The 22111-nt window shown below is 57.9% G+C and carries 24 protein-coding genes; 10 read left to right on the top strand and 14 right to left on the bottom strand.

Translation table 11 applies throughout. The features are described from left to right. Window positions 1-37: 37 nt before the first annotated feature. On the top strand, window positions 38-895 hold the full coding sequence (locus BM152_RS09665; RefSeq protein WP_066604126.1) for a fumarylacetoacetate hydrolase family protein: 858 nt from the start codon (window positions 38-40) through the stop codon (window positions 893-895). Window positions 896-1047: 152 nt separating this feature from the next. Here BM152_RS09665 and BM152_RS09660 read toward each other — a convergent pair whose 3' ends face one another. Next, the gene (locus tag BM152_RS09660) at window positions 1048-1614 is read right to left on the bottom strand and encodes a LuxR C-terminal-related transcriptional regulator (protein WP_066604129.1); all 567 of its coding nucleotides are present in this window, start codon (window positions 1612-1614) and stop codon (window positions 1048-1050) included. A 115-nt stretch (window positions 1615-1729) separates the two neighbouring features. Between BM152_RS09660 and BM152_RS09655 the strand changes: the two genes are divergently transcribed. From BM152_RS09655 to BM152_RS09630, 6 genes are all read left to right on the top strand, one after another. Then, a complete protein-coding gene (locus BM152_RS09655) occupies window positions 1730-2905 on the top strand; it encodes a thiolase domain-containing protein (protein WP_066604132.1) in 1176 nt (391 codons plus the stop codon). Window positions 2906-2933: 28 nt separating this feature from the next. Then, window positions 2934-4445, top strand: a complete 1512-nt coding sequence (locus tag BM152_RS09650; RefSeq protein WP_066604139.1) for a class I adenylate-forming enzyme family protein — start codon at window positions 2934-2936, stop codon at window positions 4443-4445. A gap of 58 nt (window positions 4446-4503) precedes the next feature. Then, the gene (locus BM152_RS09645; RefSeq protein ID WP_066604142.1) at window positions 4504-5589 is read left to right on the top strand and encodes a C4-dicarboxylate TRAP transporter substrate-binding protein; all 1086 of its coding nucleotides are present in this window, start codon (window positions 4504-4506) and stop codon (window positions 5587-5589) included. 3 nt (window positions 5590-5592) lie between these two features. Further along, window positions 5593-6120, top strand: coding sequence for a TRAP transporter small permease (locus BM152_RS09640; RefSeq protein ID WP_066604146.1), 528 nt, complete (start codon window positions 5593-5595; stop codon window positions 6118-6120). Window positions 6121-6204: 84 nt separating this feature from the next. Beyond that, complete coding sequence (locus BM152_RS09635; RefSeq protein ID WP_066604148.1) at window positions 6205-7521, top strand: TRAP transporter large permease; 1317 nt, start codon at window positions 6205-6207, stop codon at window positions 7519-7521. Between the two features lie 21 nt (window positions 7522-7542). Next, window positions 7543-8325: an SDR family NAD(P)-dependent oxidoreductase gene (locus BM152_RS09630; protein WP_066604151.1), complete on the top strand. Its 783-nt coding sequence runs from the start codon at window positions 7543-7545 to the stop codon at window positions 8323-8325. 59 nt (window positions 8326-8384) lie between these two features. Here the strand turns inward: BM152_RS09630 and BM152_RS09625 are convergent, their stop codons facing one another. The 8 genes from BM152_RS09625 to BM152_RS09590 all read right to left on the bottom strand — a co-directional run bounded on the left by BM152_RS09625 (window position 8385) and on the right by BM152_RS09590 (window position 15014). Further along, window positions 8385-8900, bottom strand: coding sequence for a copper chaperone PCu(A)C (locus BM152_RS09625; protein ID WP_066604155.1), 516 nt, complete (start codon window positions 8898-8900; stop codon window positions 8385-8387). A gap of 52 nt (window positions 8901-8952) precedes the next feature. Continuing rightward, window positions 8953-9795: a copper uptake system-associated protein gene (locus BM152_RS09620; protein ID WP_066604157.1), complete on the bottom strand. Its 843-nt coding sequence runs from the start codon at window positions 9793-9795 to the stop codon at window positions 8953-8955. Beyond that, the gene (locus tag BM152_RS09615; protein WP_066604159.1) at window positions 9792-10970 is read right to left on the bottom strand and encodes a methanobactin export MATE transporter MbnM; all 1179 of its coding nucleotides are present in this window, start codon (window positions 10968-10970) and stop codon (window positions 9792-9794) included. The genes BM152_RS09620 and BM152_RS09615 overlap by 4 nt, the downstream gene beginning before the upstream one ends. A 3-nt stretch (window positions 10971-10973) precedes the next feature. Beyond that, complete coding sequence (locus tag BM152_RS09610) at window positions 10974-11813, bottom strand: MbnP family copper-binding protein (protein WP_066604162.1); 840 nt, start codon at window positions 11811-11813, stop codon at window positions 10974-10976. Window positions 11814-11853: 40 nt separating this feature from the next. Then, a complete protein-coding gene (locus BM152_RS09605) occupies window positions 11854-12792 on the bottom strand; it encodes a PepSY-associated TM helix domain-containing protein (protein WP_158527948.1) in 939 nt (312 codons plus the stop codon). Window positions 12793-13045: 253 nt separating this feature from the next. Next, window positions 13046-13411: a hypothetical protein gene (locus tag BM152_RS09600; RefSeq protein WP_066604167.1), complete on the bottom strand. Its 366-nt coding sequence runs from the start codon at window positions 13409-13411 to the stop codon at window positions 13046-13048. Window positions 13412-13709: 298 nt separating this feature from the next. Further along, window positions 13710-14525, bottom strand: coding sequence for a hypothetical protein (locus tag BM152_RS09595; RefSeq protein WP_066604170.1), 816 nt, complete (start codon window positions 14523-14525; stop codon window positions 13710-13712). Window positions 14526-14537: 12 nt separating this feature from the next. Then, window positions 14538-15014, bottom strand: coding sequence for a hypothetical protein (locus tag BM152_RS09590; protein ID WP_066604173.1), 477 nt, complete (start codon window positions 15012-15014; stop codon window positions 14538-14540). A 266-nt stretch (window positions 15015-15280) separates the two neighbouring features. Here BM152_RS09590 and BM152_RS09585 point away from each other — a divergent pair, with 266 nt between their 5' ends. The 3 genes from BM152_RS09585 (at window position 15281) to BM152_RS09575 (ending at window position 18590) form a co-directional block, all read left to right on the top strand. After that, complete coding sequence (locus BM152_RS09585) at window positions 15281-16483, top strand: acylneuraminate cytidylyltransferase (protein WP_066604175.1); 1203 nt, start codon at window positions 15281-15283, stop codon at window positions 16481-16483. A gap of 92 nt (window positions 16484-16575) precedes the next feature. Next, a complete protein-coding gene (locus BM152_RS09580; RefSeq protein ID WP_158527949.1) occupies window positions 16576-17310 on the top strand; it encodes a phospholipase D-like domain-containing protein in 735 nt (244 codons plus the stop codon). A 110-nt stretch (window positions 17311-17420) separates the two neighbouring features. Continuing rightward, window positions 17421-18590 (top strand): AGE family epimerase/isomerase, encoded by a 1170-nt coding sequence (locus BM152_RS09575; RefSeq protein ID WP_074914140.1) that lies wholly within the window; start codon window positions 17421-17423, stop codon window positions 18588-18590. Here the strand turns inward: BM152_RS09575 and BM152_RS09570 are convergent. The 5 genes from BM152_RS09570 to BM152_RS09550 all read right to left on the bottom strand — a co-directional run bounded on the left by BM152_RS09570 (window position 18494) and on the right by BM152_RS09550 (window position 22110). Then, a complete protein-coding gene (locus tag BM152_RS09570; RefSeq protein WP_066604178.1) occupies window positions 18494-19342 on the bottom strand; it encodes a glycosyltransferase family 2 protein in 849 nt (282 codons plus the stop codon). The genes BM152_RS09575 and BM152_RS09570 overlap by 97 nt on opposite strands. Further along, window positions 19297-20040 carry a glycosyltransferase family 2 protein gene (locus tag BM152_RS09565; RefSeq protein ID WP_066604180.1) on the bottom strand — a complete coding sequence of 248 codons (744 nt, stop codon included), beginning with the start codon at window positions 20038-20040 and terminating at the stop codon, window positions 19297-19299. The genes BM152_RS09570 and BM152_RS09565 overlap by 46 nt, the downstream gene beginning before the upstream one ends. 89 nt (window positions 20041-20129) lie before the next feature. Further along, window positions 20130-21035: an oxygen-dependent tRNA uridine(34) hydroxylase TrhO gene (gene trhO / locus BM152_RS09560; RefSeq protein ID WP_066604181.1), complete on the bottom strand. Its 906-nt coding sequence runs from the start codon at window positions 21033-21035 to the stop codon at window positions 20130-20132. A 117-nt stretch (window positions 21036-21152) separates the two neighbouring features. After that, entirely contained in the window at window positions 21153-21851 is a 699-nt protein-coding gene (locus tag BM152_RS09555; protein WP_066604182.1) for a winged helix-turn-helix domain-containing protein, read from the bottom strand. Beyond that, the gene (locus tag BM152_RS09550; protein WP_066604183.1) at window positions 21823-22110 is read right to left on the bottom strand and encodes a hypothetical protein; all 288 of its coding nucleotides are present in this window, start codon (window positions 22108-22110) and stop codon (window positions 21823-21825) included. The genes BM152_RS09555 and BM152_RS09550 overlap by 29 nt, the downstream gene beginning before the upstream one ends. Window position 22111: the final 1 nt, after the last annotated feature.

Genomic DNA, 22111 nt, shown 5'->3' with positions numbered 1-22111 from the left:
ACGCTTTTCTTTTTGCAAACCAACGTCTGAGGACATCATGAAATTATTGCGCTACGGCCCCGCAGGCCAGGAAAAACCCGGCTGTTTGGACGCGGAGGGTCGTGTCCGCGACCTCTCAGGCCATGTCTCGGATATCGCGGGGACGGCGCTGCTGCCTGACACCATTGCGCGTTTGAAAGCGCTCGACGTTGCAACGCTGCCTGTTGTGGAGGGCACCCCGCAAAGCGATCTGCGTCTTGGGCCGTGCGTTGGCCAAACCGGAAAGTTTGTCTGCATCGGGTTGAACTATGCCGATCACGCCGCTGAAAGCGGGATGGATGTGCCGCCTGAGCCTGTGATCTTTAACAAATGGACTTCGGCCATCATCGGTCCTGATGACGATGTGATCATTCCGCGCGGGTCCAAGAAAACGGATTGGGAAGTTGAACTGGGTGTCGTGATTGGCAAAGGCGGAAGTTATATTGATGATGCCAATGCGATGGATCACGTCGCGGGCTTTTGCGTCATCAATGACGTTTCCGAGCGCGAATATCAGATTGAGCGCGCTGGCACATGGGACAAGGGCAAAGGCTGTGACACGTTTGGCCCAACGGGTCCGTGGTTGGTGACGCCTGATGAAGTTGGCGATTTTGACAATCTCGCGATGTGGTTGGAAGTTGACGGTGTGCGCCATCAGAACGGTTCGACCGCTACGATGGTTTATAAAGTCCCGCACCTGATCGCTTATTGCTCACAATTCATGAGCCTGCAGCCGGGTGATATCATTTCGACCGGAACTCCGCCGGGCGTGGGCATGGGTTTGAAACCACCAACCTACCTCAAGGGCGGGGAAATCATGCGTCTTGGAATTGAGGGCCTTGGTGTTCAAACACAGACTGTGCGGAACGCCAAATAACATGTTGTGATCTCTGAAAGTGCCATCGCTTGAGGTTGGGGCTTTCTATCACATCAACACATTACGCTGCGCTTCCCGAGAACCTGTGATGCAGGTTTTCGCGTAAAGCTTTAAGCAGGGCGACCAAGATTAAATACTTGGTCGCCTTCCACCTAACTCTGCACAATCATTTTAGCGACGAGTTCGGCGGCGTTCTGCACCCCGAGCTTTTTCATGACCGAGCTACGATGCACCTCAACTGTGCGCGGTGAAATACCCATGGCCTGCCCCGTTTCTTTGCTGGTGTAGCCGTTTACGATATATCGCGCGACTTCGCGTTCACGCGGGGTCAATGTCGCGGAGGTGGCCGGTTTGTTTTCCAGATGTTCAAACGTCCAGACCATGAGGCGGAAGGGGTCTGTCGGAGTCAGGGTTCGCCCTGCTGCACGGGTCCAGATGATTTCCCCGCTGCGACATTGCATGAAGCGTTCGTCCGCATAGCGTGGACGCCCCTTGAGCCATCGTTGCCACTTGGCACCGGTTTTTTCGTAGTCGACACTCGACGGATAGAGAATTCGGATGGATTGTCCTTCAAGCTCGTCACGGGTCCAGCCAAAGATGCGCTCTATCTCCGTGTTCACGCGTTGAATGACTCGATTTGAAAGGACCATGAGGCCGATCGGGGCATCCATGAAACCGGTAAGGTCAAGGTCGGCACCGGAGATTTGATCGTATTTCATCAGTCCTGCCCTTTGCTGCATATGCATCTACGTAGTTGATACGTAGATTTATACGTAATTCTACGAATTGCTGCTATGCGATTTTTGCATGACCCTATGTGCAGGAGGAATTTTCATGACCACAGACATCTTTATTACCGGATCCGGTCACACGCGCTTTGGTCGTTTGGAGGAAAGTCTCGAAGCGTTGATTGTCGAAGCTGCCCGTGAAGCGATTGAGGAAGCACAGATTCCTCCAGCGGAGATTGATGCTGTATTCTTGGGGCATTTCAATTCCGGTTTGGTGCCGGACGGTTTTGCGTCTTCGCTGATTTTGCAGGCCCATCCTGATTTGCGGTTCAAACCGGCGTCACGTTGTGAAAATGCCTGCGCATCCGGGGCTGCGGCAATTCACGCGGGCATGAATGCCATTCGTGCCGGACGGGCACGAAATGTCTTGGTCGTAGGGGCAGAAAAGATGACCCATCGCTCGACGCCTGATGTGACGACAGCACTGGCGGGGGCGGGCTATCAGAATGATACGGCAGAAGCAGGGCTGAGCTTTCCGCAGGTCTTTGCCGTGGCAGCCCAGCAATATGCAGAACGCTACGGCGATCCGATGGATACCTTTGCGCGGATTGCCGCAAAGAACCATGAGAACGCAATGAAAAACCCGTTGGCGCATATGCATAAGGCATTGCCTTACGAGTTCTGCCGCGAAGTGAGCGAGAGAAATCCGCTGATCGCGCCGCCGCTTCGTTTGAGCGACTGTTCCTTGGTCACAGATGGAGCTGCTGCCATTGTTCTGAGTTCGAGCGAGGCCCATGCCGCAGATGCCTCTGCGCGGGTTTTGATGGCCGCAGCAGAACACGTCTCCGACTTTCTACCGATGAGCCGCCGTGATTTCGTCGCTTTCGAGGGGCCGGAGCGGGCGATTCAAATGGCTTATGAGGCGGCGGGGATCACCGTGTCCGATCTTGATTTCGCCGAGGTTCATGATTGTTTCACCCCTGCTGAATTGCTGGTCTACGAAGCTATGGGGCTTGCGCCCAAAGGGCAGGGCGCGCGCGCGCTGAGCGAGGGCACTGTCTATGCGGATGGTCGCACGCCCGTGAACCTTTCAGGCGGCCTCAAAGCCAAAGGACATCCGGTCGGTGCAACAGGTGTGTCCATGCATGCTTTGGGGTTCCGGCAATTGACCGGTCGCGCAGGGGATATCCAGCGCGCAGGCGCCGAATGGGGGCTTGCCTTCAACATGGGCGGGGCGGCTGTCGCCAACTATGCAACGATTTTGAAGGCCGACCGCGCCTAATCCAGATGATCCAAGGACTGAAAAGACGATGAATATCGCAAATTGGCTGTATCAGACGGCGCTCTCATGGCCGAACCGACCAGCTCTCTACGAGGGCGACGTGTTGCGGCAGACCTATGCCGAGCTTTTGCAAGCGACGTGCAACCGCGCGGCGTGGTTGCGGGAAGAATATGGCATTCTGGCGGGAGATCGTGTGGCGGTGTTCGCAAAGAATGCTCCCGAGTATATCGAACTACTCCACGCCTGTTGGTGGATTGGTGCCGTGGTGGTGCCGATCAACTGTAAACTGCACCCGCGTGAAGCCGAATGGATCATTCGGGACGCGGAGGCGGCGCTTGTATTTACAGAAAGTGGCGCACTCTTTTCGGACAAAGCCGACATTCAGGAAGTGGCGCTTTGTGCGGATGCCGCGCAGGACCAAAAAATCTCTGCTCCTGTGCCGGTCGAAGATCAGGATCTGGCATGGCTGTTTTACACGTCCGGCACCACGGGAACGCCCAAAGGGGTTATGCTGAGTCATGACAATGTGCGTCAGATGACTCTGTGCTACGCTTTGGATGTCGATTGCGCCCAAGCCGAAGACCACATGCTCTATGCAGCGCCGATGTCTCATGGAGCGGGGCTGTATATGTTTGCGCATATCCGCGCGGGCGGGGCGCATCTGATTCCGGCTTCGCACGGGTTTGACAGTGACGAGATCATCGGATTGGCCAAGACGCGCGGGAATTTGGTGTTCTTTGCTGCGCCGACCATGGTCAAACGGTTGATTGCGGCTTCGAAGGCACAGGGTTTTACCGGCGATGGTATTCGGACAATCATCTATGGCGGGGGGCCGATGTATGCCAATGACATCAACGAAGCCCTTGCCTGTTACGGTCCTCGTTTTGTTCAGATTTACGGACAGGGGGAAACTCCAATGACGATTTCCGTTCTGGGGCGTGACTTGGTCGCAGACCAGTCGCATCCGCGTTGGCAGGCCCGCCGTGCCTCTGTAGGAATTGCCCAAGGCGCGGTGACGCTTGCTGTGCTGGGGAGTGACGGAACACCTTTGCCCGCGGGAGCGACGGGAGAAATCTGCGTCAAAGGGCCGACTGTCATGAGGGGGTACTGGAAAAATGCCCAAGCCAGCGAGCAGGCTCTGGCCGGAGGTTGGCTGCATACAGGTGACCTCGGGCACCTGGATGAGGACGGCTTTCTCTATCTCACAGATCGTTCAAAGGATGTGATTATCTCGGGGGGGACGAACATCTACCCCCGCGAAGTCGAAGAAGCTCTCTTATGTCATCCGTCCGTGTTTGAGGTTGCCGTGATCGGTGTGCCCGAACCGGACTGGGGCGAACAAGTGGTCGCCTATGTGGTGTTCGAGCAAGGTAAAAGCGCCAGCGTGCCGGAGCTTGACAGCTGGTGCAGACAACATATCGCGGCATTCAAACGCCCGAAACATTACGAATTCGTCAAGGACCTGCCCAAAAACAGCTACGGAAAGGTTCTGAAAACGGAACTGCGCAGCAGGGCTTGTTCCAAGACGGCATCGGCCTAGGCCGTACAACAAGGCAACCGGGCAGGAGGAGCTCGGTCTCATTGGAGGAGAAAACACCATGAAAAGACGTGACTTTCTGAAAACCTGGGGCGCTCTCGCGGGCGCGGGTCTGATCTCGGGCTTGCCCGGTCTGGCACAGGCGGCGACATCGCTGAAATTCGACAGCTATGTGAGCGAAACTGCCGGACCATCCTGGGTGGACCGCTGGTTCTTTGAAGAGCTGGAAAAGCGGACAAACGGCGAAATTGGTATGAAATACTACTGGGCCGGTAGTCTCAACAAGGTGGGAGAGCATCTCGGAGCGGTTCGGGATGGCACAAGTGAGACGACACTGATTGCGCCGGGGTATTATCAGGCCGAACTTCCTGTCACTCGCGGGCTTGAGTGGTATTTCCGGATGGAGCGTGCCGACGAACTGCAACTGGTGTGCCGTGATGTCTATGAAAACTTCGCGCCACTGCGTCAGGAATGGGAAGAGCGTCACCGCTCAAAAGTGCTCTACTGGACCAACTGGAACTACGCGCCTCTGATCTTGCGCGAACCGATCACCTCTCTTGCCGATCTCAAGGGCAAGAAAATTCGTGCCTATGGCGTGGCCACAGATGTCATTGAAGGGTTCGGCGGCATTGCGGTGCCAATGGCGGCCGGTGAAGTTTACCAAGCGCTTGAGCGCGGCGTGCTGGATGGGGTCTATGGTTTCGACTTCGTCACTGCTGTGGCTTATAAATTGCACGAGATCGCACCGAATTTCCACGACATCGGGGATGGCCCGCATGCGCCTGCCGTGACGGTGATGAACCGCCGTGTCTGGGAAGGTCTGCCTGCCGAGCATCAACAAGTTTGCACCGATTTGGCCGATGAGCTTTACGGCGGTAAATTCGCTGAAATCTACAACTCGGTTCTGGCTGAATATGTGCAAAAGGCCCTCGCTGAAGGTGTCAGCTTCACATCCCTGTCCGACGCGGAAAAGGCAGAGGCCAAAGCGACGGTCCAACCTGCTCAGGTCGAGAAGTGGGTTGAAACAGTCGCCAAGCCGAATGGAATTGACGGTGCGGCCATGCAGGCGGTTGTCGAAGAGGCCATTGCACGCCACGCGGGCACCGGAACGATGAAGCGTCCGGTCGAAATCGCTGCGGGTCTATAAGCCATGCTGGCGCGTTTGAACCGCCTGCTTGACGGGATTGCCCGGATCACATCATGGGTGGCATTGAGCTTTCTTGCCTTCATGATGGTGGCCATCACATTGGATGTGGTGGCCCGCGCCCTCTTTGGTCGCGCTGTGCCGGGGCTTTTCGAAATGACGGAAATGTCCATGGTGATGGTGGTCTTCATGGGGCTGGGGGCAACCTTGCTTGATGACGGGCATATTCGTGTCACGATGATGACCGATGTCTTGCCCGGTCCTTGGTCTCGTGGCTGCACCGCTCTGGCGTGGCTCTTCGCGGGGCTGACCTTTGTCATGCTGGCATGGCCCGCGACACAGGAAGCGATCTATTCCTTCTCGATCCGTGAATTCCGCTGGGGCTATTTTCAGGTGCCGATCTGGTGGGCCAAAATCGCGGTGGCGGTCGGGCTATGGTTTGCGGCGCTTCAGGCGGTTGTGCATGCCCTGCGTATCGCGCTGAAGCAGGTGGCCTTGCCAGAACTGGACCGTATTCCGTCCGATCTGCACTGATTTCGGGAACGGCTCTTTGACCGCCCCAGTGCGCGCCGCTGCTCTAAAACCGGTGACGCGCCTTACAACAACAGGACTTCGACAATGGATGTGACACTCATCACGGCGCTTGCCGTCGGGCTAATCTTTTTCCTCATGGCACTTGGGACGCCGGTCTTTGCCGCCTTGGCTCTGTCCGGAGCTTTCGGCATTGTGATGGTTGAGAACCTGGCCTTTTTGCTGGCCCGCTTGAAATCCTTTTCGTTTGCCCACACCGCGAATTATGCGCTCACGGTGATCCCGCTCTTCATCCTGATGGGGGCCTTCGCGCATCATGCGCAAGTCGGAAAGCGGCTTTTCCATGTGGCAAATAAATGGGTCGGTCATTTGCCCGGTGGTCTGGCGATGGCGAGTATCCTGACGTCGGCAGGATTTGCGGCAACCTCAGGGTCCTCTGTTGCGACTGCGGCGACGGTGGGGGCTGTGGCGATCCCCGAGATGAAGGCAAAGGGCTATGACCGCCGTTTGGCCGCTGGGGCTGTGGCTGCGGGCGGTGTTTTGGGCGTGTTGATCCCGCCATCGGTTCTGTTGATTTTCTACGCGGCTCTCACAGAAGTCTCCGCAGGTAAAATGTTGATTGCCGGATTCGTTCCCGGTCTCATCACAACAGTTGCCTTTATGCTTGGCGTGGCGCTGATCGGTCACAGAGTACAAGATAGCTCCACCCGTGCGCCGAGAGCTTCATGGGGAGAGCGGCTTTCGACCACGACGCAGGCGTGGCAGGTTCTTGTTCTCTTCACAATCGTTCTTGGCGGAATTTACCTCGGACTGGTCACCCCCACAGAGGCCGGTGCTATCGGCGCACTCGCAGCATTTATTATGCTGTTATGTGCGAAGTCAGCACGCGGAAATCTCGGGAGAAATCTTTCCGAAAGCTTCCGGTCCACTGCGACAACCACAGTCATGATCCTCTTTACCATGATCGGGGCAGGTATATTCAGCTATTTCCTGACCCTCGTTCAGGTCCCGCAAATGATTGCAGGCGCTATCACAGAAAGCGGGGTTCCGCCCCACGTCATCGTTGCGGTCCTGTTGTTGCTCTATATCCCGCTGGGGATGTTTCTTGACGCATTCTCGATGATGGTGATTACGCTTCCCATTGTGTTCCCGACTGTTTCCGGCCTCGGCTTTGATCCGATCTGGTTTGGTATTCTCTGCGTCAAAATGTGTGAAATCGGTTTGATTACCCCGCCGGTCGGGCTGAATTGCTTCGTCATTGCGGGGATTGATCGGGACACGCCGTTGCCGGATGTTTTCAAAGGGGCGCTCTGGTTTGTTGCAATCGAAATGGTGACCATCGTTCTGCTTTTTTGCTTTCCGCAAATTGTGACGTGGCTACCTGACACGATGATGGCGCGCTGAAGCGTGAGAAGGGAGAGACCTATGACAAATAGAACGACATATGGAACTGCATTTATCACAGGTGGCGGATCGGGCATCGGGCGGGCCAGTGCGCTGCGCCTCGCGCAATCGGGTGCGCAGGTGGCCGTCAGTGACTTGAATATCGATGCGGCCCGCGCGGTAGCGCATGAAATCAAAACTGCAGGTGGAGAGGCCACTGCCGTAGCGCTTGACGTGACAGACGCGCAGGGATTGCCTGCGGCGGTTTCCGATGCTGAAGATCAATTCGGCCCCATCGATATTCTGGTCAATAGCGCTGGGCTGATTTTGGTCGAGCCGTTGCTGGAATTTTCGCAAGCCTCATGGCGTCAGGTTATGGAGGTGAATGTCACGGGGACTTTCCAGGTCAGCCAGTATGTCGCACAGGGCATGGCTCACCGTGGCTATGGCCGAATTATTAATATTTCTTCTATTTCGGGCCTGCGAGCAGGGGTCGGGCGGGTCGCCTATGGCACATCGAAAGCCGCTATATTGGGGCTGACACGGCAATTCGCCCTCGAACTGGGGCCGCGAGGCGTCACCACCAATGCCATCGCTCCGGGCGTGGTCGAGACCCCCATGACATTGAACGCTTACAGCGAGGAAACGTGGTCGCGTGTCCTCGACATGGTGCCCGCCCGTCGGCGAGGTCAACCGGAAGATATCGCTGAGGCTGTGGCCTATCTGGCCAGCCCCGCTGCATCCTATGTCAACGGCGAGGTGCTTACTGTTGATGGTGGTTATATGGCGACGGGAATGACGCAGACAGGCAATTTGGAAGCTTGAGATGTCGCAGATGACATGCCCCAGTGGTCTCTCGTTTATAGTGAGAGGCTACGGGTTTGTTATTCGGGTGCGTGTGTGTCCGTTTCCTGCAATCCCGGATGCTTGCGTGCATTGAGTGCCAGAACATCAAACGGCACGGTGACTTCGCCGACATTTTCAAACTTCAGGGTCAGGTCGTATGATTGCCCCTCTACCAACTGGGCGCTCAGGCCCATGATCATCAGGTGGTTGCCCGCAGGTTGCAATGACACCGTTTCTCCGGCGGGAACGGGTAGCCCGTCAGGCAAGGCGCGCATTGTCATGACGTCGTTTTCAATCGTCATTTCATGGATATCCGTGCGTTCTCCGATTGGGGCTGTGACGGAAAGCAACCGGTCGTCTGTTATGCCGTGGTTCGCAATGGTCATATAGCCGCCGGCGACGGGCGCGTGTGGCAGGGTGGCGCGGATGAATGCGCCGGTGACGGACAATTCCGCGACCTGCACTTCGTCTGCGGATGGCGTATGATCCTCCGCGACAGCAGACGTAGCGAAAGGCGTTGCGCCCGTCAGGACGGCGATAAGCAAGAGTTTCATGGTCTATCCTTTGGTGTCAGGGCTGTTCGGTGTTTCTGGAAAACATGGGGCGCTATGGCTGTGAGTGTGTCGGGTAGGCGGTTCCCGGAAAGGCATCGAAACGGCGCGAATAGGCGGGGCCGAGTGCTGCTTCTTGCGCCCGCATTTCGGCGCGTAGCGGGTCGCCCTGACGGCGTGAAACGCCGAGGCTTGTCAGGGTCGCGGGCTGAAGCAGGCTGGCGTTTGACCAGAGCTCGACATTCCAGCCGTCGGCGCCTCGCCGCAAAAATGCGCGCGCACCAATGTTGCCGAGCGACCAGCCTGCAATTGCAATGTTTTCGGAGAGCACGACCGGCGCGATGACCGCATCAGGCGATCCAAGCGCGTGGCGAAGGCTGGCTGCAATGTCTGAAACGGCAGCCGCGCGGTCGATTGGCGGGGCCGCGCGTTGGATCTCGGACACAGGATCATGTTCGGTTTCTGTTTCGACGGGATCAATCATGAAGAACATGTCGAACCGCCCGCGTTTTTCAAAAATCATCGTGCCCGTGAGTTCGCCGCCCTCCATGAGCGGACGGTTCACATTCGCCAGACTGCCGCGAAGCTCGCCGCGGGCAAGCAACACGATCTCGCCCGCCGGAATGTCGATCCATGCTCGTTCTTGCATTCGGATGTTGCCTTCGGCATCGGTGACGGGTTGCACAAAACGCACCATGCCAAAGGGGGTTTCAATGCCCAGCAGGCGTTCGTCCTGATCGCCCTCATTGGACAGCGCCATATAAACGGCTGCGGAATTGGCATTGACGGGGGTGGCGGGCAGCGAAGGATGGATGATCTGCAAGCCGCTCAGGAAGAATTCATGTGCCGTTGCGGGCATGGCGGCGCAAAGCGCGAGGATCAGGGCAAGGAACCTCATGGCATCATCCTGTTGACTGTGGCCGGATGGTCGTCAGGCCAGGGATCACGATAGGCGGGATTGGTCAGGAATCCTTCATCGGTGAGGCTTTCGAGGAAGGCAATGATATCCGCAATCTCTTGCTCGCTGGCCTTGAAGCCTACAACCATGCCGTCTTTATGCGGATTGCGGGCACCATCACCGGCATAAGGGCCATCCTCGATCAGGCGACCCGCGCGTTGATAATGGGCGAGAACATCTTCGAGTGTTTCGGCCGATCCATCGTGGAAATAGGGCGCGGTTACAGCGACATTGCGCAGGCTCGGAGTGCGAAACCGCCCCATGTCCGCAGGATCGCCGGTGAACTCGTAGAACCCTGTTGCATGAGGAGGATAGGCCCCCTTCCCGTCGATGTTGTAGAGGCCGGTATTGTGGCTTCCTGTCTCGGGCATCGCGCTACGCGTGGTTTGCAGGTTGTCGGTAAAAAGCACGCCGACATGGCAGTGGTAACATTCAAAGCGATGATCAAAGAACAATTGTTCGCCGCGTTTTGCCGCATCTGACAATGCATCTTCCTCGCCCCAGTATTTGAAACGGTCATAGGGGCTGTCGAGAGAGATCAGGCTGCGTTGAAACGCGCTGAGTGCGCGGGTTACGGTAAAGAGATCAACCTGAGGCCGCTCGGGAAAGCTCTCGGCGAAGGCGTGCCTGTAGTAGGGATCGTCCGCGAGGCGGGCAAATATCTCGACCTCGCGCCCGTTGCCGCCCATCTCGTCAGGATTGTCGCCAAACATCGGGATGAGCGATTGGAATTCCAGCGAGGTCATATGCGGGTTTCCCCAAGTGAGCAGGGGGAAGTAGCCGACATTGGCCAGCGGAGGAGCGTTGCGAATACCGACAGTGCCCTCAATGCCTATGGCCAGTGCGCGTCCGTCGGTAAAGGCGCGGGCCTGATCGTGGCAGGACGCACAGGCAACAGTACCATCCCGCGACAGGCGCGCATCGTAAAACAGACGCCGGCCAAGCTCGACTTTGGCCGACGTCATCGGGTTGTCCTCGGGCACGGGTGGCGGCGCCATCCATGCCGGAATTGGCCACACAAAGGGAGCGTCTTCCGGCAAGAACATGCTCTGTTCCCCGCGGGCATGGGCCACGGTGAAGACCAGAATTGCGAGCGCCGCGAATGCCCTGCGCATGGCTTAACGGACCGAAACGAGTTGTTGGGGGCCTGCGGGAATATCCTCGTAAGCCATGCCAAGTTTTTCCATCACCGTTACGCAATCCGCATCGCCGGGGAAGGACATGCAGCCGGGGGATGTGTCCGCTGCGTTGATGCGCAGGTCTGCTTCGGCCACCACTGGCGCAGGGTCGATCACGACCAGATTGCTGACGGGATCAAACTCGGCAAAGGTCACAGACAGATTGTTGGGGTTGGCACAGGCGCTCGGTGCCTCCGTTTTGGACGCGGCCTTGCACATGGTCGAGCCGAGATGGAGGAACCAGCCCTTCGGCCCGTTTTCTGCTTTGTCTGTCGGCACCATGTCGATGCGCACGAAGCGGTAGCCGCCGCGCCAGTTCCAGAACATGCCAGTTGCGTTCAGCGGGGCGGGGGCAAGCGTCGGGTCGCCGTGGTTCTTCTCGAAGGGCACAGCGATGTTGAAGGCGAGGCCTTGGTATTCGCCTTCGGGAACAGTGCCGCGCAGGCTGGTGTTCATGTCGGCATTGCCTGTGCCGTTGCAGCCGGCAGTGCCATCTTCGAAGTCCAGCAGGGCGGTGTCGTCAACCTGCCATTTGCCGTCTTGCTCCAGGGCAATGGGCTGAAGCGTGCCATCGGTGCGGATGAGCGCCGGCGCCGATACGAACATGCGGTAGTCTGTGCCTTTAACGCTGGCGTCGGTGCTGCCCAGATTGTCGTAAGTCTCTGTGCAGGAAAACGCCTTGCCGTCAATTTCGGCGGCGAAGTTGATGGTGACGGGTTGTTCCGCGAACGCCGGTAACGCAAGCGTCGTGGCAGCACAGAGTGCGAGAATATGTTTCATGTTTTGAAGCTCCTTTAGAAGAGTTGGGATCGGTTGAAAGTTATCGGGGGACGTTCCGGAAGGCCGCGAGGGACGCGGCAGGGCGGCGGCGACGGAACCATATGATCAAGCCGGTCAGGATCAGGCCTGTGGTCAGGATGGACACGATAAGGTTCATTGCCAGCCCGAGAGGGATCGACCAGAGGCCTTCGTGAATGGCGCGGGGCAGGTTTCTGGGCACCGCTACGATCTCGTCGGGGGTCACAAAATAGCCCTGAAACCGGTCGCCTTGGGCATAACGCATCATGACGCGTGGTCCGGCGGGACGTATCCAGGCCATTGCCGATAAGTCTTGTTGGGCCTCAACCGCCTGCACGGCCTGCACCATTGACATAGGTTCACTGAGCCGGCCCATCGTCATCGGGGAGGCTCCTCCGCCGCCCATGGTGACGCCGAAACTCATTAACACTCCGGTAACCGTTGTGATCGCCAGCAGCGGCATCCCGATCCACGCGCCGACACGGTGCCAGCCGGAGACCGTGTTCGCCCGACGCGGCCAGCCCATCAGCAAACCAAGGACAATCAGCACGCCCATTGCCACAGTGGAGATCAGGACAAGCCAGTTCAAATCGCCGACAAATGCTTTGTGGATTTGCCGCGAAAGGATGAAGGTTCTGGCGATTATGCCGTGCCGCGTAACCTCGCCTGTCTCGATATCCAGAACCATCGGGCGCAGTCCGGGGCCTGCGACTTCCAGAGTTCCGTCATAGCCGCGATGCGTCACTGTTTTGGCTTTCCCTTGCGGGTCAACCGATTGCAGCAATTCGATGCTACGCGCTGCGGTGAGGTTGTCGGTTCCGCGAGACATGCTGTTTAGCAACGGCTCGAAACTGAGGAGAAATCCGGTCAGGGCCAGAATGAGAAGGGGGAGGGAGAAAGCTAGCGCGATCCAGCGGTGAAGCTGTCGAATGCGGCGGCGCAATCTGGGTGACAAGGGCACGTCGGGTATCCTTTGGAATGGTGTTCGAGTGATTGGTGCGGTTGGGGGCGAACCTGTGTGTCGCCAAGGCCCAAGGGGGCGCCTTCAACCAATCAGTCCAAATCCGGCTGCGGTGCCACGGCCATGACGCGTGTCGGAGATGACACGGTTTGGGTGATGCCAAGAACCGTCAGGAGCCGCAGAAAATGCGAATTCGATCAGGTCTTGCGCATGTGGCGCGACGATGGGTTGGAGTGAGCGGTATAAAGGCGGATCAGGCCAGCGGCGGCGCTCTTACGCCGCGCGCAGGGTCCAGAACTGCGCGTATGGCGCGGCGTTCCTGTGGCGCGATTACCGTTGCGACAAAGATGTAATCCGCTTCGACTCTGCTCGGCAGGTGATCGGGAAGAAGGACAGAGCCGATAATGTGGCAGGCCTGACAATCGCTGTGGGTTGTCTGGCCGCCTGACCCCGAACCACCACAGAGGTCTGATATATCACCGCCCGCGATGACATATGCTTCGATCGCGAGGTCGGAGGGGCTTGGGAGACGATGGGCAAACGCCGTCGCGACAAGCGCAACGGTCAACAGAGCAACAACTGCGACCCTGTGAATGTTATGCGATACCCGTTTAAACATGAAATTCGACTATTTACTTCCCCCACAACGCCAACATACGGAGCCTTCCCGGAATGCGACTGAATGCGCGATCCGTGATGCTCGTATCGAAGGGCCTCCCGTTTCGATGACGTTTATTCCTCTGCCAGATCTTATCAACGACTTTCTATATTCAAAACATAAATTTTTCGTTGCGTTTTTGAGGGGAGTTTGAACCTCTTTTGCAAACACATGCGTTTCAAAGATGGCAAACGGTCCGTGCAGAACGGCCCGCTTTGTGTCCCGCGCAGGATGTTAGGCAAGTCGCCGAACCGCCCCTCTATTCTCCGCGTTCGAGGAAGGCTCCATCGACCCAACCTGTCGCGCAAGGACCGTCATAAGGGGCGTAGAGTTGATCGGCGCTGATCTCGCAGGTGTCAACACCATTGGTCGGGATCGCCACGGCGAGGAAGTCCCCTTCAAACGCTATGACATCCACCGTGTCCCCCTCGAAAAGCTGCCACCACACCGGTGTCGCGGCGTTGGGAGTGGCGGAGGCGTAGACCGGTAGTCCAGCTGCGGAAGGCTGGGAAGTTACGCGGGCCACGTCGATTGCACCAGGCTCCGGCACGATGACATCTTGGGAGAAGAACAGCCCGACAGGCCCGCGCTCGCCAAGCGCCGACCAGAGCGCTTCGGTGTCGGCATAGACCGTCTTGGACAGGCAAAATGTCTGGTTCACCTCTTGTTGCCAATGCGGGGATTGCAGCCACATTTCCGCCTCCCCGTCCATAGCAACAGCCTCTTCCATATCGTTCCACGGAAGGCGGGCGTGGAGTGTCACAGGCTCGCCCAGATCAACGCTCCAGAACCCCAACTCGATGCTCAGATCATCGCCCTCTTGCCAGTCGAACCATGTGGTCGAGGCTTGCGCAACCAACGGCGTGTCATAATAAAGCGCGCCGGTTTCGAGCGCATGGCGCACCAGATGATAGCTTTCGTCCTGTGCGCAAACCGTGATCTGCTCGCGGAAATCGGCATCATCAGTCGCGCATTGAAAGACCACCTCGCCCTCGCACACGGCTTGGGCAAGGGCACTCTGTGTCATGCCAATCACCGCACAGATGAAGGCCAGTTTCAGGTTAAACTGCTGCATCCTTTGGCCTCTTTACGGAGAGACTTGGGCCAGATCGATCATATCGATCAGCGTGCCAAGGTCGCTGGTGACAGAGCCGGTGTCGCAGGTGAGGGTCGCGATCACTTCATTGTCCTTGATGACATTGATGCCGCCGTCAAGTTCCGCACCTTCCGCGCGCTCTCCACCGGACCAGACCTCGTAAGAATAGCTCTCATCCGCGTCGAACCGCACGGATTCGCTCACATAATTCCCCATGCCATTCCAAGGGGTTGCGAGCATCGTGACCTTTTCCTGCAGGATCTCTTTTTCGACATCGCCGTTGGATTTGAAAAACCCGTAGGAGGCCATGTCGCCATCTTCCCAGACCGCGTCGCACAGTTCGACCGCCTTTGTGCCGCCGTTAAATGTGCAAGTGAACATCTCTGTCCCGTCGAGCAGGCAGTATTCGCCAGCTTGCGCCATGCCTGCGCCAAGGATCAGCGCGGCGGAGAGGTAAGTTTGTTTCATCATTTTTCCTTTTGAGTGTCAGGTGGCTCCGTGCCTGATCGGCGAAATTAACAATTCGTTAGTACATTTGGCTTATTTTCTTTGTGACGGGGAAAACCTCCATAGTGCTCCCGATAAGAGTAAAAGGTCGGCATTTCAGACACATAGGATTTGCCAACAAGACGATAGAAAGATGCAAGGATGCTTTACGTCACGCCATTCGGAATAGGAAATTACCAAACATGCGTCGAGTTTTCTGTATTTAAAATTTTCAATACGAGGCGCTCGTGACACATTCTGACACCTCGCCTGCCGCCCTTGTGAAAACGGCCTGTATTATTCTGGCGCGAGGCGGCTCCAAAGGTGTGCCGCGCAAGAACCTGCGGCCTGTGGGCGGGATTTCCCTTGTCGGGCGTTCTGTCTTGGCGGGTAAATCCGCGCAGGGCGTGGATCATGTCGTGGTCTCCACCGATGATGAGGAGATCGCGCGGGAGGCCCGACGCTATGGCGGAGATGTTCTTTGGCGGCCGGAGGAGCTTGCCGGTGATACCGCGAGTTCCGAGGTCGGCTGGCTTCATGCCTATCACGCATTGAAACGTAAACATCCCGCGTTGAACCGTTTGGTCTTTCTGCAATGCACGTCGCCCTTCACAACGGGGGCGGACATAGACGGCTGTCTGGCCGAAATGGCGCAAAAGGGGGCCGATTGTGCGCTGTCCGTCCTGCCGGATCATTCCTTTTTGTGGGGGTATGACGCGGCGGGTTTCGGTGTCGGTCTGAACCACAATGAACGGACACAGCGCAAGCGGCGTCAGGACTTGCCACCGAGCTTTCGGGAAAGCGGCGCGATCTATTGTGTTGATGCGGAGGCTTTCGCACGCACTGGCCAGAGGTTTTGCGGCACTGTCGCGCTCTATCCTGTCGATCACCCGCCGGTTGAAATCGACACGCTCGCCGATTTCGACCTGTGCTCCATGATCGCAAATACGGGCAAGCAGCCGATGATCGGGACCGCGCGCCTCTCTGCGGTGAAGGCACTGATCATGGATTTTGACGGGGTTCACACGGACAACAAGGTGATTGTGGACGAGACGGGTCGCGAATCTGTCGTGACTTCGCGCGGGGATGGCATGGGCCTGTCCATGCTGCGCACGAGCGGGCGCTACAGGCTCTTGATCCTTTCCAAGGAACGCAATCCGGTTGTCCTGCGTCGCGCCGAAAAGCTCGGAATTGATGTGTTTCATGCGGTGGATGACAAGGTGGCGGCACTGGATACATGGCTGTCCGAGAACGATTTGAACTGGGAGGATGTGCTTTACGTTGGCAATGATGTGAATGATCTCGGGCCGATCCGGAAGGCAGGGCTTTCTGCGGGGCCGTCGGATTCCCACCCTGATGTGCTTCGGGCAATCGACTGGGTTTTGCCTCATCCGGGCGGCAACGGCGCCTTGCGCAGTCTGTGCGACAGCCTTCTGGCATGCAAGTCCTGAGCCCCGATATGACTGTGGTCGTTGCGGGAAACGGACCGTCGATCAAAGACGTCACCCCCGGTCAAGTCCTTGCCACTGATCGGATCATACGGATGAACAATTTTTATTTTGAGCCGGAGACATGGCTGGGCAATCGCGTCGACCTGTTTCTGGCCGCCGGTGATCCGCGCGTGGCTCCGTTTTCCTTGTCCACGTTGAAGACCTGTCTGGACGAGTATGACATCCGAGGGTGGAGCAGTTTCAATCCGCGTATTGTGCGTTCGGGACGGAAAATCCTGCCGGTTCCCTATTTCGACATGCCGCTTTACCCCGATTACGGTTTCGCGGCACAGGCACAGGCCGTGATGGCGCGTTTTGATGTCAAGCCGATGACCGGAACGCTCGCTCTTCTGATCGCTTACGCTGCGGGCGCGCGCAGGTTTGTGGTTGCGGGCATTGATCTCTATTCCAGCACGCAACGCTATATGTATGACCCCGGTCCCCACCAGCGCGCGCTCATGGGACACGACCTTGCGGAGCGGGGCGTGGATGTCAGGTTGCACAATCATATTTTGGATCTGGAGCTGATCCGGTTGCTCGCCCGACAACCCGATGTGGAGATTCACCACGCGAATTGCGCTGGCAGCCTGGCGGATCATTTGCCCGTTGCCCCCGTGAGAGAGGGTGACATTCCCCACCGCCGAAGGCGTCAGCCCCCCTCGGACTGGGTGCCGTTCAGCGGGGCCTATCCGATCTACATTTTGCGCCTCCTCCGCAGGATTCGAAGCACGCAAATGCGTCTTTCCGACAAGGTGCGCACAGGGGCGCTTAAACCGTTTCGTAACTAATTTGGGGCACCATCCGGATGTGGCCCCTTCGGATCAATGCGTTGCACGTTATTTGCCGCCGTGATGCAGCGCAGGGTTTTCGCAAAACATTTGAGTAAAAGAGGTTGAGAATGCTCTGGCAGGATTGGGTAGAAAACTGGCTTTACAACACCTCCGCTGACCTTTGGCGGGCAACAGGTATGGATCCGAAAAGCGGCCTGTCGTGGGAGGCGCTATCGATTCACGGGGACCCTTTGCCGAATCTACAGCGCCGCATCCGCGTCCAGTTCCGACAATCCTATTGTTTCGCGCGGCTCGCAAAGCAAAGGAGTGATCCGACACTTCTGACTGCCGCTTATGACCTGTTTCAGACCGCTCTGACGCGGGGCGTGTGCGCGCAGACCGGTCATCTGGTCGCCACGCTCAATCCGGACCTCTCAATCGCGCAGGTCAAACACGATCTGTATGATCTGGCCTTTGTCCTGTTGGCTGTTTCGGCGCTGATCGACTCGGGGCGGGATATGTCTACGGAATTGGCGTGGGTGGAGCGGCAGCTTGCGTCCTTGAAGGCGGATCAGGGGTGGCACGAGGCGGCGGACCACCCGCTACCGCGCCGCCAAAACCCGCATATGCACCTGTTCGAGGCGGCAACCGAAACCTACCGCGTCACGCAAGAACTGCGTTTTCTGAAAATGGCGCAGGAGTGTCTGTCCCTGTTCCAGACGCATTTCCTGACTTCCGAGGGCGATGTTTTGGAGTTCTTCGCGGCGGACTGGACGCCATATCGCGATGGTGCGCAGCAGATCGAGCCGGGGCATGGGGCCGAATGGATCTATCTTCTGGACCACTATGAAACAGTGACCGGCCAGCCCCACGGTGTTGATCTGGAGAAAATGTTCTTGCGGGCGGCGGGGACATGCGACCAGCGCGGGTTCCTGCCGGACACCTGCGTGCCGATGTCTGACACCCGTCGCTTGTGGCCGCAAACCGAACTGCTCAAAGCGGCTTTGGTCCTGTCGCGCAAAGGCTATGCCTTGCCCGAGACATTCACCCCTGACGATATTCTGGCGCGGTTTATTGCGGATTACCTGTCTCCCCCGATGAACGGCGGGTGGTATGACACATTGCGGATGCATACAGGAGATGTGGTCTCAAATCACATGCCGGCGTCGAGCTATTATCACATCGTGGTTGCGCTGGAGGCCTATCTGCACTCTTCCGACCTGTCGTGGGAGGTCGTCGGTCCCAGCTTGTCACAGCAAAAGGCGAAAGCTGCGTCGGGGCCGCTGAACTTGCGGTAGTGGCGCAGGGCATAGGCACAGGCGATCAGCGGCGCGCGAGGGCCGAAGACGCGCGACAACACGGCGCGGCGTGCGTGCACGAGCGTCGCATCCTGCCAGATCTGGCCAGTGCTGTCGCCGATATGATGGCCTGTTTTGATCGGAAAGGACTGTGCTTTCAGCCCGCGTTTTAAAAGGTCGGTGACAAAAATATAATCTTCCCCCGTCGGCTGCGGTGCGCCGACTCCGAAACCGGTGTCAAAGTGCAGATTGCTCTGCTTGACCTTGTCCACCCGCACCATGAATTCCGGCGCACAGACGCGGCCGGAATTGAACAGTGTTAACGCATGTCGCTGCTTGCTCCGGCGGTAGGCATGAAACGCCGTATCGCGCCAACCGGCGGCGAGGGCGAGCTCCGTGTCCTGTTCCAAATGGACAGCAAGCGCGGAAATGCCCTTCGGGTTCAAATCCATATCATCATCGGCAAAGAGCAGAAACGGCGTCTCGCACAGGTCAATCGCCGCATTGCGACTGTGGGAGAGACCGACAGAGGGCAGCGTCTCCACCCGCACATCCGCCCGTTTCACCTCGGGCGTTGCGATCTGCGACGGGGGCTGTTGCACGAGGATCAGATAGGTGAGACCTGCACGGGCTTCGGGCAGGCGCAGCCGCTCAATTCCGGTCCCGATGGTCGAAATGGCCACGGTGATGTCTGCGTTGGACCAGATCATCCCCGCAACACGCGCCGCAGGCTGCTTTCTCCCAAAAGCCATGTGGCTTTGGGTGCCCCGATCCTTTCGACATCCCGATAAAACCGCCAGTTGGCGGCGAGGGCTTTCCATTTGTTCGATGACAGAGACCCCGCGCGCGCATGATAGGTGGCCACCGGCTCGGTCACGCCCACGGCAAAACCGGTTTCTTTGAGAATGTCGAGCCAGAGCGCCCAATCCTGTCTCAGCGCCATATCCGGAAAATAGCGCCGCCCCAGTTGCGCCCGATCATACATCGCCGTCAGACAGCCAATCGCATTGCCGCGCAAAAGCTGCGCCCTGTCGAGGCGGGGCGGCGGTTTGACCAGCCGCTTGCGCGCGCCCCGATCCCGCCAGAACGCCCCGTAGCACAGGGCCGCGCCGGTTTCCCTGACCAAGGCAAGTTGTTGCGCCAGCTTGTCCGGCAACCAGCTGTCGTCACTGTCGAGAAAGGCGATGTAGCGCCCCTGCGCCGCGTCGATCCCCGTATTGCGCGCCGCTGCCGCGCCCCGGTTCTGCGCATGGGAGAGGGCGTGGATGCGGGGGTCTTGGGTTTGATACTGTGAGGCGAGGGCGCGGGTGTCGTCCTCGGAGGCGTCGTCGATGATCAAAGCTTCCCAATCGGCCATGCTCTGAGCCTGCACCGAGTGCACCGCGCGGGCAAGAAACTCCGCCGCATTATGTGCCGGAATGATGACGGACACCAAAGGAGGTTGTCGCATATGTCTCTGGCCCCACCGCTAAAACGTTCGGGGCCCATTAAAGACGAATTTGGTTAACAAAACCTTGAGACATCCCCGAAACGCGCAGATCAGCCGCCGATATGCCGCTCTCCGCGTGCGCGGGCCAGTGTGATCTGTTTCTGGCGCTCGCGGAACCGCTCTTTGCGATCCTCGTCGGTCTCGTGGAAACACTGGTGACAGGACACGCCTTCTTCATATTCGGGGCGTTTTTTGTCTTCGGGAAGAATCGGGCGGCGGCAGGCGTGGCACAGTTCATGCGGCCCTTCGGCCAACCCGTGTCCGATTGACACCCGCTGGTCGAAGACGAAACAGTCCCCTTCCCAAAGGCTCTTTTCCTCGGGCACCTCTTCGAGATATTTCAGGATGCCGCCCTTGAGGTGATAGACCTCGTCGATCCCTTGGCCCAACAGGTAATTCGTCGATTTCTCGCAGCGGATGCCGCCGGTGCAGAACATGGCGATCCGTTTGTTGTGGAACCGGTCCTTGTTCTCTTCCCACCATTGCGGGAATTCGCGAAAGGTCTTGGTCTGCGGGTCGATAGCGTCCTTGAACGTGCCGATCTGGACCTCGTAATCGTTGCGCGTGTCGATCACGGCCACATCATCCGAGGAGATCAGTTCGTTCCATTCTTCGGGGGTGCAATAATGTCCGACCCGTGCTTTCGGGTCGACATCCGGTTGCCCCATGGTGACGATCTCTTTCTTGAGTCGCACTTTCATCCGCAGGAACGGCTGGTCCTGCGCGGTCGAGAGTTTGTATTCGAAGTCGGCACATCCCGGCAGCGTGCGGATATGCGCCACCAGCCGGTCAATCGCGGCGGGCGTCGGACCGGCCACGGTGCCGTTGATCCCCTCTTTCGCCAAAAGCAGCGATCCGGTGATCCCTTCGGACAGACAAAGATCCAACAGACCCTCGCGCAGAGCAGCGGGGTCTTCGAAGCGGGTGAAGTGATAGAGAGCGCAGACTGTAAACATGCCGTGTTCGATACGCCTGTGTGCGAGATCAGGCAAGCCCCGAGAGCGCGAAAGCCGGTCGCAATGACCTTGTGTCGCAAAGGGAGAGACACAGGGGGATTGCGCCAGACCCGCGTCTCAGACCATCTTGATAACGTCCCGCGGGCAGGAGAGCATATAGCCCTTGCGCGCGATGTTTTTCACCAGAAGCTCGCTCACCATCTGGTTGCCCAGCGTGTCGCGCAGGCGTTTGATGCGGGTGGCCCCTGCGGCCTCGTCGCAATCCGATTCCTTGCGACCGGAAATCACCGCCTCAATCTCCGCGCCTGAAAGCACATCATCATCAAGCCGTGCCTCCGCGAGCACCGAAAGCGTCTCGATGGCGGCAGGGGTCAGTTTGAATTCCATGTTGTTCAGATAGACGGTGTTCTCCGCTCTGGAAATCAACAGAGACGACACTTCGATCCCGCGTTTCTCGATCTCGCTCATCCGGCGGCTCAACGCGACGATCATCACAAGAAACACCAGCGCCGCAATCAGCAGAGCCGTGGAGAAGATCAGCAGCACGAAAATCACCATCCGATATGAGGTGAGCACATCGGAAAAGGAGGTGCCCGACTGGGCGAGAATCTCCAGAAGTTTGATCTCCGCCCGCGTCCTTAAATCGTTTTCGACAAAGATCCGCTCGACCCGCGCATTGAAGGCGTTGGCATCCGGCAGGTTCAAAAACAGCAAAACGGCGGCCACCAGCAGGATCGCGACAATCGCCACAATCCCGTAGATCGCTACCCGTGATACCTTGCGGCTGTCAGTATCGGAGGAAATAGTCGCCAGCATCAGCTTTAACCTCGCCCAGTTTGTCTTTCGGGATCATCGCGACGATGGACAAAAGATGCCAGCCCGCTTTTTCGAGACGGGGGGAAAGCGCCTTTGCCGCGGCGGCTTTCGTGCATTGGCTGTCACTCACTTCGGCCACACCGAAATGCAGTTTCAGCGGATTGTCACGTTTGGCTTTGTAGCTTGCGTAACAGGCCGCATCGGCCAGACCCGGAAGGGTGGCAAGCGCAAAGATCAGGGGGAGAACGAGTTTTTTCATG

This window comes from Celeribacter halophilus (assembly GCF_900114135.1).
Taxonomy (GTDB): Bacteria; Pseudomonadota; Alphaproteobacteria; order Rhodobacterales; family Rhodobacteraceae; genus Celeribacter; species Celeribacter halophilus.
The sequence above is the reverse complement of the archived record's forward strand: the minus strand, read 5'-3'. Positions and strand labels throughout refer to the sequence as shown.

What these genes read in the sequence shown, in the direction of transcription:
- BM152_RS09600 (WP_066604167.1), bottom strand. Translation starts at nt 13,411, where the DNA reads ATGTTTAAACGGGTATCGCATAACATTCACAGGGTCGCAGTTGTTGCT.
- BM152_RS09550 (WP_066604183.1), bottom strand. Translation starts at nt 22,110, where the DNA reads ATGAAAAAACTCGTTCTCCCCCTGATCTTTGCGCTTGCCACCCTTCCG.
- BM152_RS09665 (WP_066604126.1), top strand. Translation starts at nt 38, where the DNA reads ATGAAATTATTGCGCTACGGCCCCGCAGGCCAGGAAAAACCCGGCTGT.
- BM152_RS09590 (WP_066604173.1), bottom strand. Translation starts at nt 15,014, where the DNA reads ATGAAACAAACTTACCTCTCCGCCGCGCTGATCCTTGGCGCAGGCATG.
- BM152_RS09580 (WP_158527949.1), top strand. Translation starts at nt 16,576, where the DNA reads ATGAACAATTTTTATTTTGAGCCGGAGACATGGCTGGGCAATCGCGTC.
- BM152_RS09650 (WP_066604139.1), top strand. Translation starts at nt 2,934, where the DNA reads ATGAATATCGCAAATTGGCTGTATCAGACGGCGCTCTCATGGCCGAAC.
- BM152_RS09625 (WP_066604155.1), bottom strand. Translation starts at nt 8,900, where the DNA reads ATGAAACTCTTGCTTATCGCCGTCCTGACGGGCGCAACGCCTTTCGCT.
- BM152_RS09645 (WP_066604142.1), top strand. Translation starts at nt 4,504, where the DNA reads ATGAAAAGACGTGACTTTCTGAAAACCTGGGGCGCTCTCGCGGGCGCG.
- BM152_RS09655 (WP_066604132.1), top strand. Translation starts at nt 1,730, where the DNA reads ATGACCACAGACATCTTTATTACCGGATCCGGTCACACGCGCTTTGGT.
- BM152_RS09575 (WP_074914140.1), top strand. Translation starts at nt 17,421, where the DNA reads ATGCTCTGGCAGGATTGGGTAGAAAACTGGCTTTACAACACCTCCGCT.
- BM152_RS09570 (WP_066604178.1), bottom strand. Translation starts at nt 19,342, where the DNA reads ATGGCTTTTGGGAGAAAGCAGCCTGCGGCGCGTGTTGCGGGGATGATC.
- BM152_RS09630 (WP_066604151.1), top strand. Translation starts at nt 7,543, where the DNA reads ATGACAAATAGAACGACATATGGAACTGCATTTATCACAGGTGGCGGA.
- trhO (WP_066604181.1), bottom strand. Translation starts at nt 21,035, where the DNA reads ATGTTTACAGTCTGCGCTCTCTATCACTTCACCCGCTTCGAAGACCCC.
- BM152_RS09565 (WP_066604180.1), bottom strand. Translation starts at nt 20,040, where the DNA reads ATGCGACAACCTCCTTTGGTGTCCGTCATCATTCCGGCACATAATGCG.
- BM152_RS09610 (WP_066604162.1), bottom strand. Translation starts at nt 11,813, where the DNA reads ATGAAACATATTCTCGCACTCTGTGCTGCCACGACGCTTGCGTTACCG.
- BM152_RS09640 (WP_066604146.1), top strand. Translation starts at nt 5,593, where the DNA reads ATGCTGGCGCGTTTGAACCGCCTGCTTGACGGGATTGCCCGGATCACA.
- BM152_RS09620 (WP_066604157.1), bottom strand. Translation starts at nt 9,795, where the DNA reads ATGAGGTTCCTTGCCCTGATCCTCGCGCTTTGCGCCGCCATGCCCGCA.
- BM152_RS09635 (WP_066604148.1), top strand. Translation starts at nt 6,205, where the DNA reads ATGGATGTGACACTCATCACGGCGCTTGCCGTCGGGCTAATCTTTTTC.
- BM152_RS09555 (WP_066604182.1), bottom strand. Translation starts at nt 21,851, where the DNA reads ATGCTGGCGACTATTTCCTCCGATACTGACAGCCGCAAGGTATCACGG.
- BM152_RS09595 (WP_066604170.1), bottom strand. Translation starts at nt 14,525, where the DNA reads ATGCAGCAGTTTAACCTGAAACTGGCCTTCATCTGTGCGGTGATTGGC.
- BM152_RS09615 (WP_066604159.1), bottom strand. Translation starts at nt 10,970, where the DNA reads ATGCGCAGGGCATTCGCGGCGCTCGCAATTCTGGTCTTCACCGTGGCC.
- BM152_RS09660 (WP_066604129.1), bottom strand. Translation starts at nt 1,614, where the DNA reads ATGAAATACGATCAAATCTCCGGTGCCGACCTTGACCTTACCGGTTTC.